The following is a 13,130-nucleotide window of genomic DNA, read 5'->3' as shown; positions in this document are numbered from 1 at the left end:
TGTAAAGAAATGTCAAATGCTATTCATGTTTTTTCAGAAATCGGCCGCTTGAAGCAAGTCATGCTCCATCGCCCTGGTCGAGAATTAGAAAACCTCGTGCCCGATCATTTAAATCGCTTGTTATTTGATGATATTCCCTTTTTGGAACAAGCAAGGGCTGAACATGATCAATTTGCCGATGTATTGCGTAATAATAATGTGGAGGTGTTGTATTTAGAAGATTTAGCAGCAGAAGCGTTAACTAGTCAAGAAATCAAAGAGCAGTTTATCAAGGAATATTTAGAAGAAACAACGTTACAAAGCCCAGAAATCATTGCTGAAATTACCGATTATTTCTTATCTTTTGAAGATAACCGTCAATTCATCGATAAAACGATGGCAGGTCTAGCGAAAAATGAATTGAAATTGCCCCATAGTCAAAGCCTAGCTGGTGCTGTGGATGACCAGTATCCGTTTTTGATCGATCCAATGCCGAATTTGTATTTCACTCGCGATCCGTTTGCGACGATCGGTAACGGGGTTTCCTTGAATCGCATGTATTCAGAAACAAGACGTCGTGAAACGTTGTATGGCAAATACATTTTTGCTCATCATCCAATGTTCCAACAACAGCCACCGCACTTGCTTTATGACCGTGATCAGCCAACACGAATTGAAGGTGGCGATGAATTGGTTCTGTCAAAACGAGTGTTAGCGATCGGGATCTCCCAACGAACAGATGCCACTTCCATTGAACAGTTGGCTCGTAATGTGTTCCAACATGAACCAAGTTTTGAGTACGTCTTAGCTTTTGATATTGGTCAAGAACGCAAATTCATGCATTTAGATACGGTATTTACAATGGTTGATTATGACAAATTTACGATCCATCCAGAAATTGAAGGAGAACTGACCGTTTATTCAATCTCACGTGACGGGGATGGCGTAACCATCAAAGAAGAAAAAGATACGTTAGAAAACATTTTGTGCCGCTACTTAGAATTAGATGCAGTGGAATTGATTCGCTGTGGGGGGAACGATTTGGTCGCTGCAGCTCGGGAACAATGGAATGACGGTTCCAATACCTTGACGATCGCACCTGGTGAAGTCGTGGTCTATGACCGTAACACGATCACCAATCAAAAATTAACTGAAGCCGGCATCAAATTGCATAAAATCTCCGGCAGTGAATTGGTTCGCGGCCGTGGGGGCCCTCGCTGCATGAGCATGCCATTTATCAGAGAAGATATTTAATCTAGAGGAGGAATTACTAATGAAACAAGTATTTAAAGGAAGAAGCTTCTTAGCAGAAAAAGATTTTACGAAAGCCGAGTTAGAATACCTTATTGATTTTTCCATCTATTTGAAACAGTTGAAAAAGCAAAATATTTCTCATCGCTATTTGGAAGGCAAGAACATCGCCCTCTTATTTGAAAAAACGTCGACTCGGACACGGGCGGCATTTACGACGGCTGCCATCGATCTTGGTGCCCATCCAGAATTTTTAGGTGCGAATGATATCCAGCTAGGCAAAAAAGAATCCGTTGAAGATACCGCCAGAGTTTTAGGCAGTATGTTTGATGGCATTGAGTTCCGCGGGTTCAGCCAACAAGTCGTTGAAGATTTAGCCAAATTCTCTGGCGTTCCTGTTTGGAATGGCTTAACCGATGAATGGCATCCAACCCAAATGATCGCTGACTTCATGACGATCAAAGAAAACTTCGGTACATTAGAAAACATTACGTTAGTCTATGTGGGCGATGGCCGAAACAATATGGCGAATAGTTTGTTAGTGACGGGGGCGATTTTAGGTGTCAATGTTCGCATCTGTGCACCAAAAGAACTTTTCCCAGCTGAAGAAGTGACAGACTATGCCAACAAATTTGCCAAAGAATCTGGCAGTCAGCTGATGGTAACAGACGATATTCAAAAAGGCGTCAAAGATGCCGATGTTCTGTATACCGATGTTTGGGTTTCAATGGGGGAAGAAGACCAGTTTGAAGAACGGGTGAAGCTGTTGAAAGATTACCAAATCAACCGCGAAATGGTAATGGCGACTGGAAAACAAGACGATGGCTTGATCGTGCTTCACTGCTTGCCAGCGTTTCATGATACGAATACGACGTATGGAAAAATGATCGAAGAAAAATTCGGCATTTCTGAAATGGAGATCACAGACGACATTTTCCGCAGTCAATGGGGCCGTCAATTTGAAGAGGCTGAAAACCGAATGCACTCGATCAAAGCAATCATGGCAGTAACCTTAGGCGATCTCTTTATTCCTAGAGTGTAAGAAGGAGCAGTGAGCAGATGAGTGAAAAGAAACCAACGATCGTTGTCGCCCTTGGCGGCAACGCTATCCTAGCAGATGATGCCAGTGCCAAAGGGCAAAAAGAACGGCTTAAACAGACCGTCGAGTATTTAATTCCCCTGATCCAAAAAGACGTTCATTTGATCATTACCCATGGGAATGGGCCTCAAGTGGGAAATTTGGTTTTGCAGCAACAAGCCAGTGATTCTAGCAAAAACCCAGCGATGCCTTTAGATACCTGTGTGGCAATGACGCAAGGCAGTATTGGCTATTGGTTACAAAATGAGCTGAGAATCCAGTTGAAAGAAGCCCAAATGGCTAAGCCGGTAGTGACAGTGGTGACGGAAATTACAGTCGATGCCCAAGATCCAGCATTTGCCCATCCGACCAAACCGATCGGTCCTTTCTTAACGGAAACAGCTGCCAAAGAAGCCATGGCGGCAACAGATGCCATCTATCGTGAAGATGCTGGTCGTGGTTGGCGGAAAGTCGTTGCCAGTCCAGCGCCACAAGCGATTCAAGAAGTTGCCAGCATCAAGGCGCTGATTGAACAAAACACGATCGTTATTTGCGCAGGCGGCGGGGGCATTCCCGTGTTAGATAATGGGCTGGGGGTTGAAGCCGTGATCGATAAAGATTTTGCTTCTGAAAAATTGGCTCGTTTAGTCGATGCGGATCAGCTGATCATTTTGACGGGCGTGGAAAAAATCGCTTTGAACTTTGGCAAGGAAAATGAGCAGTGGTTGGATCATGTGACCGCCGCTGAATTGGAAACCTATGTCGATGAAGGACATTTTTCACCGGGAAGCATGTTACCGAAAGTACAAGCAGCTTTGAATTTTGTCAAAATGGGCACAGAGAAACGGGCAGTGATTACTTCCTTAGATAAGCTGGCAGAAATTGAAGACGCTGGTACACAGATCACCTGGAAATAAGCGAAGTAGCAAAGCAAGTCCAAAACATTGGAGTGAGAGAAATGATCGACTACCAAATAAAAGATCCATCAACAAGAGCGAATAGCTTTCAATGGCTGGAAGAAGAAAATCAACAGCGATTGAAGGAGCATATTTACTGCCGTACGTACAAAAAAGGCCAAGTGCTTTTTTATGAAGGCGACGTAAGAGATCGGATATTCCATGTGATCGAAGGTCTCGTACGGATCGAAAAAACCGACGGAACTGATTCCTATTGTTATGTAGATTTTGTTGGGCCTGATCAGTTATTTCCTTTGATTGGCTTGTTTGAAAGAGACAACTATGATGTATCGGCATTCGCTGCAACAGACATTGTCGTGCAGTTTGCAGCGATGTCGCTGTTTGAACCGCTGGTTGTTTCATCTACAAGTCAGTTGCTGTGGCTGAATCAGCAAATGAGCCAGCAGTTGGAGAAGCAAAGACGCCGAGTGGAGTACTGTGTCACCTCTAGCGCGCAGACAAGAGTCGTCAATACGATCGGTCTCTTGATGATCGAGCACGGACAGTCACAAGGAGAGCAGATTCGCATTCCTTTTCCAGTTTTTATCAATGATATTGCTAAATACAGTGGAACGACGCGAGAGACGGTCAGTCAAACCATCAAGGCGCTCGTGCATAAAAGAAAGATTTATTATCGTTACAAAGAACTCATTATTTATGACAAAGATTATTTTTCCCATGTTGCGAATTGACCACAGACAGACTAGCTGTTGGCAATTTGCACCTAAGATTGATTCAATAGAGGAGGAACGAAGATGAAAAAAAAGCAAAAAGAAAAAAAGTCGCTGACATCGTTCAGTATCTTATTTCTGATCATTATTGCGTTGACGGTCGCTTCTTGGCTACTAGCCGGTCAGCCCTTTGCACCTTCATTACCAGCAGGCCAAGAAGAGATGGTCAGCCAAGTCGTCGGTGCCAAGTTTTCTGATTTCTTTATGGCGCCTTTTAACGGATTTCGTGATGCGATCGAGATCTGTGTGTTTATTCTTTGTTTGGGTGGCTTTTTGAATATTGTCACACGAACAGGCGCTTTAGAAGCTGGTATTCAGCATTTGGTCAAAAAACTCAAAGGCAACGAGTTGATTTTGATCCCGATTTTGATGGTGTTGTTTTCAATTGGTGGCTCAACTTATGGAATGGCGGAAGAAACGATTCCGTTCTATTCCCTATTAGCAATCACAATGGTGGCATCGGGCTTTGATACGATCGTCGCAGCAGGAACCGTCATGTTGGGGGCGGGTGCCGGTGTGATCGGCTCCACCGTTAACCCTTTCGCTACTGGGGTGGCAATGGATGCCTTACGAAGCATCGATATTGCTCCGAATAATGGCACGATCCTAGTAGTTGGCGCATTGCTTTGGCTAGTCACGACCGCGTATTGTATCTTTGTGGTGATGTCTTATGCCAAAAAAGTTAAAGCCGACAAAGGCTCCACGATCTTATCGCTGCAAGAGCAAAAAGAAATGGAAGAGCATTTTGTCAAAGACACGAACGAAGCCTTGGCGTTTACGCAAAAGCATCGCCTGATTTTGACGATTTTTGGCTTATCCTTTGTGATCATGGTGGTTTCCTTGATTCCTTGGGGCGACTTTGATATCCATGTGTTTGACGGTTGGACCGCCTTTTTGACCGGGAATAGCTTCGGTGAATGGTATTTTGGTGATTTGGCTATGTGGTTCTTCTACGTCAGTATCATCATTGCATTGATTCAAGGATTCTCAGAAAAAGAAATCGTGACCAACTTTATCGATGGGGTCAAAGACATTTTATCCGTTGTCTTGATCATCGTTGTGGCACGGGGGGCTTCCTACATTATGCAAACGACGTACTTGGATCTATTTATTTTGGATCGGGCTTCCCATCTTTTAGAAGGGTTATCACCTGTCCTGTTCGTAATTGGCGCCTATATTTTGTATCTGCTCTTATCGTTCTTGATTCCATCGACTTCAGGACTGGCATATGTATCGATCCCTATCATGGGTGCCTTGGCGCAAAGCATCGGACTCAATCCGAACGTCATGGTCATGATCTTTACTGCTGGTTGCGGATTAGTGAATTTGATCACACCAACTTCTGGCGTCGTGATGGGCGGATTGGAGCTGGCTCGGGTCAACTATTCTACTTGGACTCGCTTTATGCGCAAACCGTTACTGGTTATCGGAATTTCCAATCTTGCCATTTTAATCTTCTCGATGTTGTTCTTGTAAGCTGCGTTTCAAGAAGTGAACGAGACGGATCAACTATTTCAGTAAGCGAGGCGACTTGAGAGGAGCGGATCAAGTAAATGAAAAAAAAAGAGCGACAAGCAATTATCAAAAAACTTTTTGTCCTACATCGGATTGAGTCTCAAGAAGAATTGATGAATTTATTAAAAAAAGAAAATGTTTCAGCTACCCAAGCCACGATTTCTAGAGACATGCGGGAAATGAACATCGCTAAAACGTATGCCAAAAATGGGCGACCGTATTATTCAATCTTTGAATCCAAAGAGCAGGATCTAGAAGACAGAATTGCGTTTTCGATGTATGAGTATCTAAAAAAGATTACGCAGATTGACTTTTTAGTTGTCGTTCATACGGCTGAAAATGGCGCCGATGTGATCGCCAATTATCTTGATGAAATGGAGCTGCCAGAAATTGTCGGCACGATTGCAGGGTTTGATATTTTATTGATCATCACGCCGTCACAAGAAGCGGCAGCAGAGGTCGTCGAGCGGTTGAATCATTATGTAGAAGGCTACGAGATGGGTTCGTCATTATTTACTGGAGAAAAAAACGCAAAACAGCCCTGAGAATCGTTGAGGAAGCTGAACGTCACAAGCCCAAAGATCTCACAACCAAACGGGGGACGGCTTTTCATACCGATGGCTATTTTTAAAAAGAAAGAGTGCTTCTAAACTTGACGGAAGCACTCTTTTTGTGTGTGCAATGTCTCCACGGTTTGCTGGAAAAACAGTTGCATCACCAAATGAAAATGGTAAGATAGGAAAATGAGGAGTGAAAACTATGAAAAAATTACTGAAAGAACCGAACTTTTACTTTTGTATCGCAATTGCGGTAATGGTCATCCTCTTTATCAGCTCTTCACAAACCTATGAGCAGCAATCTCAAATCGGGTTGCTTTCACGTATCTTAAAAAACGAACCATTGAAAGATTGGTTGGAGACGATCTCTTTTTCCTATGCTGGGTCGGAGATCAGTATTGCGGAAAAAGGCTATTTCTCATTTGTGGAATTTTTCATTCGCAAAGGTGCGCATTTCTTCACTTATTTTGTCTTAGGGGGCAGTTTGTTCTTAACGCTTGTTTTTCGAAAACAGCCCTATTGGCTAGCCGCTTTTTTTGCTTGGTTGGCAGCCACCGGCTACGCTGGGATCGATGAATACCATCAAATGCTGACGGGAGGACGGACGCCGCTTTTTCAAGATGTCATGCTGGATTCAGCGGGAGCACTGACCGCCGTTCTTTTGGGGTGGTTGATTTGTCAGCTATCGAAAAAGTCACCTAAACGCCGCAAAACATAACGAGTTGTCGGCGTTTTTTAAGCAGTAAGCTGTCAGAAAGTATAAAAACAAGAGGCGAAACCAATGGAAAAAAGTTTGAGCAGTGTCAAAAGCAAATCGGAGTTTGTCGTGCATGAAAGTTTACCGGTGGGGATTCTTCTTGCTATGGCGGGCGGTTTTTTAGATGCGTATACCTACTTGTTTCACGGGGAAGTGTTTGCAAGTATGCAGTCGGGGAATGTCATTTTGTTAGGGATCAATCTTTCAACGGGGCAGTTTGAACAAGCCTTTCGATATCTGCCACCAATCTTCATGTTTTTAGTGGGGATCGTAGTGACGAATTATCTGCAGCATCATTTTCCGACAGGGGGCTGGATCGTTTGGCAAAATGCCGCATTAATCTTTGAAGCGATCGGTATTTTGGTTCTGGGCTTTTTTGCTCGATCATTACCTAATGTCATGATCGATTCGGGGTTATCTTTTTTTGCAGCGATTCAATATGCCGCCTATCGTCGATTGGCAGGGATGCCCTATGCCACCACGATGACCACCGGCAACTTACGTTCACTGGCTGATTATGTGTACATGCGCTGGTTTAAGAAGGACCGATCAGTGACACCCAAGATCATTTCTATTTCCTTGATCATCGGCGGCTTCTTTTTTTGTGCAGTCTTAAGCAGCTTGCTAGGGATTTTCTTATTCCACCGCACCATCTGGGTGGTTTCAGGGATTTTAGCCTTGGTGTTGGGGATCACGATCCATCATCAAAATAAACAATAGAAAAAAGACATTCGCTGGAATGTCTTTTTTGTCTTACTTTTTGGTGCTTGTGCGTGAATCTTTGAGATACAGTGCCGTTTCTACGAGTAGCGCTGCTAGAAGATAGCTGCCAAAAACGGCTACTTGGTAAAAAGCCTCTGCGATCAGCTCGTTGTGATGCAATAAAACGACCCCGCCTAGAAAGAGCATCGCTAACAAGGAGAACCACTGCTGGGCAAAACACCAATTGCTGACACTGGCTGTACTGCGCTTGGTGCGAAAGCCGAATACATAATTGGGTTCTTCTCGGTAAAAGCACCAGAAGACGATGAAAAAAATACCCGTAAAAATCAACAACAAAAGTCCAATATCGATCGAGATCACTACCTTTCACGTGCGATTTGTTGGATAAGTAAGTGAAGCCACTAAAGAGGAGTACATACTTATTGTATCCGCTATGAACGCTTCTATGAAGGGGAACAATCGAAAAATACGTGCTTCTAGCAAAAAAACGGATGGCGATTTGCAGCGCCATCCGTTTTTTTATCCCCGTTGAAAAGGGCCTTTTGGTGCAATCAATTCAAGATTGGTGCCGTCTGGATCTGTAAAGTAGGCGACGCCTGTCCCAAAGCCGCTTTTCAAACCGTCTTGTGCTTCAAAAACGATGGGGGTGCCGTCAGGCTCAACGCCAATGGCTTTTAGACGAGCAACGGCTTCATCAATATTTTCGACTTCAAAACAAAGATGCATCGCGCTGATTTGCTCATTGGAATAGCTAGCTTTGTTGGATTTTGGTTCGACGTATTCTAAAAGATCGATGTTGAGATTGTCTAAATGAAGATTGGCATATTTGATCAGTGTATCTGCTAATCCTTGCGTTTGCGCCATGCGTTTGCCGCCGATCGTATCTTGATTGGCGATTTTCTTTCCCGTTAATGCTTCATAAAATTGGATGGAACGTTCGAGATTGCTGACGGTGATTCCCACGTGGTTAACCATTGAAAAGCCTGTGTTTGTGTTTGTCATTATACTTCCTCCTAAGGTTTTGTTTAGTATATCGTTTGGTTAATGAAAATCGAATGTGTCTGGATCTGGACCCACTCGCAAGTCTTCATTTAATGCGTTCAAGCGGGCCATGTCAGCTTCTGATAAATGGAAATCAAAAATCGCTGCATTAGCGATCATTCGCTCGGGGTGCGTCGATTTGACGTTGACTAAGATCCCTTGTTGAATAGCCCAGCGTAAAAGCACTTGTGCCGCTGATTTTTGCTGTGCATCGGCGATCGCCAAGACGGTGTCATCTTTCAGCAGTTTGCCTTGCATCAATGGCGACCAAGCTTGGATCGCAATTGCTTTTTCGCCACAAAAAGCCCGCAGGTCTTGCTGCGTCAGTTTGGGGTGCAGCTCGATCTGATTGATAACAGGAACGACCTTAGCAATGGCCAATAATTGCTCCAGATGATGGATCTGGAAGTTGCTGACCCCGATCGCTTTGATTTTTCCTGCCGCATAGAGGTCTTCCAAGGCACGCCAGGACTCTTGAAATGCTTGATTTCCTGGCCAATGGATCAAGTACAAGTCGAGATACTCGAGGTTTAAGCGGGCCAGACTTTCATTGAAGGCGTGGATCGTTTCATCATAAGTTAAATGATCGTTCCAAAGTTTGGAAGTGACAAAGAGTTCTTCACGAGCCAACCCCGTTTCTTGTAAGCCTTGTTTGATTCCTGCCCCTGTTCCTGTTTCATTGCCGTAAATCGCTGCTGTATCAATCAAGCGATAGCCATTGATAATCGCTTGCTTCACGACCTCTGCTGTGTCAGCTTCAGGGATTTGAAAGACACCTAACCCCAACCCGGGGATTTCACTGCCGTTGTTCAGGGTGACGGTATCTGATAATTTTTCGATCATAAAAACATCTCCTTTATTTTTTTTCTGGTATCATCATATAATGAGGTGGTAATACTGTATAGTACGTACTTTTTTGTTTGATACCCACCTTTTGGTAACCTTTGTGTGGTATCAAGCGTAATGAGGTGAAAAAAATGGCAGAAAAAATTTATAATATCGGTGTTGAAGCAACCATGGATGTCATCGGCGGGAAGTGGAAACCAATCATTCTTTGTAATTTACGCCATGGGGCATTACGTCCCAGTGATTTACGGCGGAAGATCCCTGGCATCAGTCAAAAAATGTTGACCCAGCAATTGCGGGAATTAGAAGAGTCTGACATCGTTACTCGCAAGTCCTATAATCAAGTACCACCTAAAGTTGAGTATTCCTTGAGTGAATATGGAGAAACCTTAGGCGGCTTATTGGATACTCTTTGCCAGTGGGGCACGATGCACGTTGCTGCACTGCAAGACAAAGGAGAGCAAGTTACTTTGTTAGAACAAGAAGAAGCGATTGTCTAACAAAGGGGAAGTGGCATGAGAAAAGGCGGCAGAAACCATTGGTTTCCGTCCGCCTTTTTAGGTTATGCATGTTGGATCAATTCTAGAATGGCTTCAGTATTCATCCCGCTGTAATGATTGACGGGAAACGAAAGGCGCTTGATGCGTGGTGGGATGGCCTGCTTGATCATCGGATCTGTTAAAGAAAGCAAGGGATCGACCAAAACGAGTTTTTCTTGCGCAAAACGATAATTCGCCAGACGTTCTGGTGTCACAACAGTTACACTGATTTGATCCTCGGACAGCAGCTGGATGTTGCGGGCGAAAATTTTGATCAGACTTCCAGCCAGAGTAGAACGATCAATAAAAACGACTTTTTCCAAAATGATTCTCCTTATTAATTAAAGTGGTTAATTAAGTATATTAATTAAACCGTTCTTTGTAAATAGGAACATTTGGGAGACAACAAAAAAGCCGCAAAAGATTTTTCTTTTGCAGCTTTTGGTTCGTCTATAAAAAGGTTTGATTCTTTTTTTGATTAAATCACGATCACGGGTGTACCGACTTCGGCTTTGCTGTACAATTCTTTCATCACGCCTGGCGGAGTATTGATACAGCCGTGAGAACCACGGGTTTTCCAAAGATCGCCACCGTATTCCGTCTGCCAATCAGAATCATGGATACCGACACCGGTCCAATCGATGGGCATCCAGTAATCAACAGGGGACGCATAATCTTCACCAGTCAAGGTTGCATCTTCTTCTTTGTTCCAGACATAGAAGACGCCAGTTGGTGTTGGTGTGGCTGGTTTCCCAGAGATAATTTTCGTATCCAACACTAACTCGCCATCTTTGTAATACCACATGTGTTGGTTTTTTAGATCAACTTCGATATAGGTGTTGCCAAACAGCGGGCTGCCTGCATCGGTGCTTCCTTGAGCGATCGGTGTGCGGGTGAAGTCTTCGCCTGCTTTTAACGCCTCGATCAATGCTTCTGTTTCCGCATCGGTTTGGATCGTCCAGCTAAGAGTACCAGCTGGGACTGTCACTTCACCTTGCTTGGTACTTTGGAAGGTCGAAGAATTGGTGCTAGTATTGTATTGTTCGCCGATCGATGTGACATAGCTTCGTACTTTGTCTTCGTCGATCGTTGTGTTGCCGTCTTTATAAGAGAGCCAATCCATGATCGTTTCTCTTGGGATTTGAAACGTATTTCCGTTGATCGTATAATTGCCGGTTACTTTGGCGATTTTATTCAACGAATCCATTTCTTTCGTTAAGTCTGGATCATCGGCGGTCACACTTGGTTTTGTGACATAATCAACGAGATTCAATTCCTTTTCGCCGCTGACGATGGCTTCTTGCAAGTCTGCCACTGCTTTGTCAACATCGATGGCATCGCCGTCAACTTCTGGTTTGATAGAAAAGCCGTCTTCGCCTTTTTCCAACGTGGCATCAGCCGATTTGGTACGATCTTCATTTAAGGTTTCGAGTTCTTTTTGGATCGTGTTGGTCTCGCTAGTCAAGGTGTCTTGGTCTACTGAGAGATTGTCTAGCTTCTTTTCTTCGGCAGCCGAAACGTAAGCCATTCCCCAGCTCCACTGATTTTGTTCATCTTTTAATGATTGCAGCTCATCGGTGAAATCCGTCTGCAAACCAAATTGAGCAAGGTTGACTGTTTTCCATTCGCTATCACCATCTTTGATGGTAAAGTCTTCTTGTGAATAGCGATCATGCAGCAGGGCGTTGGCCTCGGCAACGGTTTTGTTGCTGATGTCGATCCCATCGATTTCAGTCTTTGGTAGAAAACGGTTTGCATAATATGTACTTCGGTAGGTATAGCCGCCAGCGATCACGACAAGTAAAGCAGCCACAACGATCAGAACAATTTTCTTCGTATTATTCTTGGCGTCAGTATGTTTGTTTGAACGAGTCATTCAACTACTCCTTTTTTCTAATGGCATAATAGATAATAACGCTTAAATCATACCATATTCCCACGGGAAAGCGAATATGGCAAATGAAACTTCCATGAAAAATAGAAAATTCTTAAACTATCTTTAGGCAAGCTGTAGAAACGCATTTCTTACGATAAAAAAACTGAACGAATCGGCAGCAAGCCATCTTGATCAAAGGGTTCTGAAAAAGAGTGAGCTGGAGGATTCGTTCAGTCGCATAATTGACTAACTAAAATTGACTATTTAACACGGGGGAAAAGAAATTATTGATTGTCTTCCGCATCTAATTTTGCAAAAGCTTCATCAAGAATATCTTTTAATTGTTTTGCCGAAGCGGCCATCCGGTCTTTTTCACCGTCTGTTAATGGGATCTCAATTACTTTTTGGATCCCTTGGGCATTGATGACTGCAGGCGCACCGATGTACAAGTCGTTTAAGCCGTATTCGCCGTTCATGTACACAGATAATGGGAGAACAGCATTTTCATCGTCTAAGATTGCACGAGTGATCCGTGCTAAGGCTACCGCGATCCCGTAGAAGGTCGCACCTTTTTTCTCGATGATGGTGTAGGCTGCATCACGAACACTGAAGAAAATGTTGACCATTGCTTCTTCATCGATGTCTGGGTTGTTTTTGACCCATTCATAGATTTGTAGGCCAGCTACGTTGGCATGAGACCAAACAGGGAATTCTGAATCGCCGTGTTCCCCTAAGATATAGGCATGGACGTTACGGGCATCGACATCGACCAATTCAGCCAATGCTTGACGGAAACGGGCAGAGTCTAATGAGGTACCTGAACCGATAACGCGTTCTTTCGGGAAGCCTGAGAATTTCCAAGTAGAATAAGTCAAAATATCGACTGGGTTTGCTGCAACTAAGAAAATTCCGTTAAAGCCTGAATCAACGATTTGGGTAACTACTTCACGGTTGATTTTCAAGTTTTTATGAACTAAGTCTAAACGGGTTTCGCCTGGTTTTTGAGGCGCACCAGCAGTAATAACGACTAAATCAGCATCATGTGCATCTTCATAAGAAGCGGCATAGATTTTTTTAGGGGAAGTAAATGCCAAAGCATGGGACAAGTCAATTGCGTCGCCTTCTGTTTTTGCTGTATTTATATCAATGATTCCGACTTCTTGCGCAATGTTTTGGGTCACCAGCGCAAACGCGTAACTAGAACCAACCGCACCGTCTCCAACAAGAATTACCTTTTGGTGATCTTTTTTGTTCGTTTTTGCAGTCATCTGTGTATCATTC

The 13,130-nt window shown here is 43.7% G+C and carries 15 protein-coding genes; 9 read left to right on the top strand and 6 right to left on the bottom strand.

The annotated features are described in order from the left end of the window. Positions 1–9: 9 nt before the first annotated feature. From arcA to IGI77_RS16330, 8 genes are all read left to right on the top strand, one after another. A complete protein-coding gene (arcA, locus tag IGI77_RS16365) occupies positions 10–1,233 on the top strand; it encodes an arginine deiminase (RefSeq protein WP_010748983.1) in 1,224 nt (407 codons plus the stop codon). Between the two features lie 19 nt (positions 1,234–1,252). Then, positions 1,253–2,272, top strand: a complete 1,020-nt coding sequence (gene argF, locus IGI77_RS16360) for an ornithine carbamoyltransferase (RefSeq protein ID WP_016608459.1) — start codon at positions 1,253–1,255, stop codon at positions 2,270–2,272. A 17-nt stretch (positions 2,273–2,289) separates the two neighbouring features. Further along, positions 2,290–3,225, top strand: coding sequence for a carbamate kinase (gene arcC, locus IGI77_RS16355; RefSeq protein ID WP_005230702.1), 936 nt, complete (start codon positions 2,290–2,292; stop codon positions 3,223–3,225). Between the two features lie 41 nt (positions 3,226–3,266). Beyond that, positions 3,267–3,956, top strand: a complete 690-nt coding sequence (locus IGI77_RS16350) for a Crp/Fnr family transcriptional regulator (RefSeq protein ID WP_005230704.1) — start codon at positions 3,267–3,269, stop codon at positions 3,954–3,956. Positions 3,957–4,019: 63 nt separating this feature from the next. Then, positions 4,020–5,471, top strand: a complete 1,452-nt coding sequence (locus tag IGI77_RS16345) for a YfcC family protein (RefSeq protein ID WP_010748979.1) — start codon at positions 4,020–4,022, stop codon at positions 5,469–5,471. A 77-nt stretch (positions 5,472–5,548) separates the two neighbouring features. After that, complete coding sequence (locus tag IGI77_RS16340; RefSeq protein ID WP_005230706.1) at positions 5,549–6,055, top strand: arginine repressor; 507 nt, start codon at positions 5,549–5,551, stop codon at positions 6,053–6,055. 214 nt (positions 6,056–6,269) lie between these two features. After that, entirely contained in the window at positions 6,270–6,785 is a 516-nt protein-coding gene (locus tag IGI77_RS16335; protein ID WP_074536487.1) for a VanZ family protein, read from the top strand. 63 nt (positions 6,786–6,848) lie between these two features. Next, positions 6,849–7,544, top strand: a complete 696-nt coding sequence (locus IGI77_RS16330) for a YoaK family protein (protein WP_438770350.1) — start codon at positions 6,849–6,851, stop codon at positions 7,542–7,544. 33 nt (positions 7,545–7,577) lie between these two features. On the opposite strand, the gene IGI77_RS16325 is transcribed toward IGI77_RS16330, so the two are convergent. From IGI77_RS16325 to IGI77_RS16315, 3 genes are all read right to left on the bottom strand, one after another. Beyond that, entirely contained in the window at positions 7,578–7,907 is a 330-nt protein-coding gene (locus IGI77_RS16325; protein ID WP_438770349.1) for an SdpI family protein, read from the bottom strand. 159 nt (positions 7,908–8,066) lie between these two features. Beyond that, positions 8,067–8,549, bottom strand: a complete 483-nt coding sequence (locus IGI77_RS16320) for a VOC family protein (protein ID WP_438770348.1) — start codon at positions 8,547–8,549, stop codon at positions 8,067–8,069. Between the two features lie 39 nt (positions 8,550–8,588). After that, complete coding sequence (locus IGI77_RS16315; RefSeq protein WP_311903630.1) at positions 8,589–9,431, bottom strand: aldo/keto reductase; 843 nt, start codon at positions 9,429–9,431, stop codon at positions 8,589–8,591. Positions 9,432–9,565: 134 nt separating this feature from the next. Between IGI77_RS16315 and IGI77_RS16310 the strand changes: the two genes are divergently transcribed. Next, on the top strand, positions 9,566–9,934 hold the full coding sequence (locus IGI77_RS16310; protein ID WP_016608452.1) for a winged helix-turn-helix transcriptional regulator: 369 nt from the start codon (positions 9,566–9,568) through the stop codon (positions 9,932–9,934). A 62-nt stretch (positions 9,935–9,996) separates the two neighbouring features. On the opposite strand, the gene IGI77_RS16305 is transcribed toward IGI77_RS16310, so the two are convergent. The 3 genes from IGI77_RS16305 to IGI77_RS16295 all read right to left on the bottom strand — a co-directional run bounded on the left by IGI77_RS16305 (position 9,997) and on the right by IGI77_RS16295 (position 13,117). Further along, complete coding sequence (locus IGI77_RS16305) at positions 9,997–10,296, bottom strand: hypothetical protein (protein WP_438770347.1); 300 nt, start codon at positions 10,294–10,296, stop codon at positions 9,997–9,999. Between the two features lie 155 nt (positions 10,297–10,451). Next, positions 10,452–11,849, bottom strand: coding sequence for a L,D-transpeptidase family protein (locus tag IGI77_RS16300; protein ID WP_167822285.1), 1,398 nt, complete (start codon positions 11,847–11,849; stop codon positions 10,452–10,454). A gap of 284 nt (positions 11,850–12,133) precedes the next feature. Next, positions 12,134–13,117: an L-lactate dehydrogenase gene (locus IGI77_RS16295; protein WP_005230720.1), complete on the bottom strand. Its 984-nt coding sequence runs from the start codon at positions 13,115–13,117 to the stop codon at positions 12,134–12,136. Positions 13,118–13,130: the final 13 nt, after the last annotated feature.

Source organism: Enterococcus sp. DIV0213h (assembly GCF_051711285.1).
GTDB lineage: Bacteria > Bacillota > Bacilli > Lactobacillales > Enterococcaceae > Enterococcus_D > Enterococcus_D casseliflavus.
The sequence above is the reverse complement of the archived record's forward strand: the minus strand, read 5'-3'. Positions and strand labels throughout refer to the sequence as shown.

Bases quoted from the DNA above. Each gene is read 5' to 3' on its own strand.
- arcA (WP_010748983.1), top strand. From the start codon at position 10: ATGTCAAATGCTATTCATGTTTTTTCAGAAATCGGCCGCTTGAAGCAA.
- argF (WP_016608459.1), top strand. From the start codon at position 1,253: ATGAAACAAGTATTTAAAGGAAGAAGCTTCTTAGCAGAAAAAGATTTT.
- arcC (WP_005230702.1), top strand. From the start codon at position 2,290: ATGAGTGAAAAGAAACCAACGATCGTTGTCGCCCTTGGCGGCAACGCT.
- IGI77_RS16350 (WP_005230704.1), top strand. From the start codon at position 3,267: ATGATCGACTACCAAATAAAAGATCCATCAACAAGAGCGAATAGCTTT.
- IGI77_RS16345 (WP_010748979.1), top strand. From the start codon at position 4,020: ATGAAAAAAAAGCAAAAAGAAAAAAAGTCGCTGACATCGTTCAGTATC.
- IGI77_RS16340 (WP_005230706.1), top strand. From the start codon at position 5,549: ATGAAAAAAAAAGAGCGACAAGCAATTATCAAAAAACTTTTTGTCCTA.
- IGI77_RS16335 (WP_074536487.1), top strand. From the start codon at position 6,270: ATGAAAAAATTACTGAAAGAACCGAACTTTTACTTTTGTATCGCAATT.
- IGI77_RS16330 (WP_438770350.1), top strand. From the start codon at position 6,849: ATGGAAAAAAGTTTGAGCAGTGTCAAAAGCAAATCGGAGTTTGTCGTG.
- IGI77_RS16320 (WP_438770348.1), bottom strand. From the start codon at position 8,549: ATGACAAACACAAACACAGGCTTTTCAATGGTTAACCACGTGGGAATC.
- IGI77_RS16315 (WP_311903630.1), bottom strand. From the start codon at position 9,431: ATGATCGAAAAATTATCAGATACCGTCACCCTGAACAACGGCAGTGAA.
- IGI77_RS16310 (WP_016608452.1), top strand. From the start codon at position 9,566: ATGGCAGAAAAAATTTATAATATCGGTGTTGAAGCAACCATGGATGTC.
- IGI77_RS16300 (WP_167822285.1), bottom strand. From the start codon at position 11,849: ATGACTCGTTCAAACAAACATACTGACGCCAAGAATAATACGAAGAAA.
- IGI77_RS16295 (WP_005230720.1), bottom strand. From the start codon at position 13,117: ATGACTGCAAAAACGAACAAAAAAGATCACCAAAAGGTAATTCTTGTT.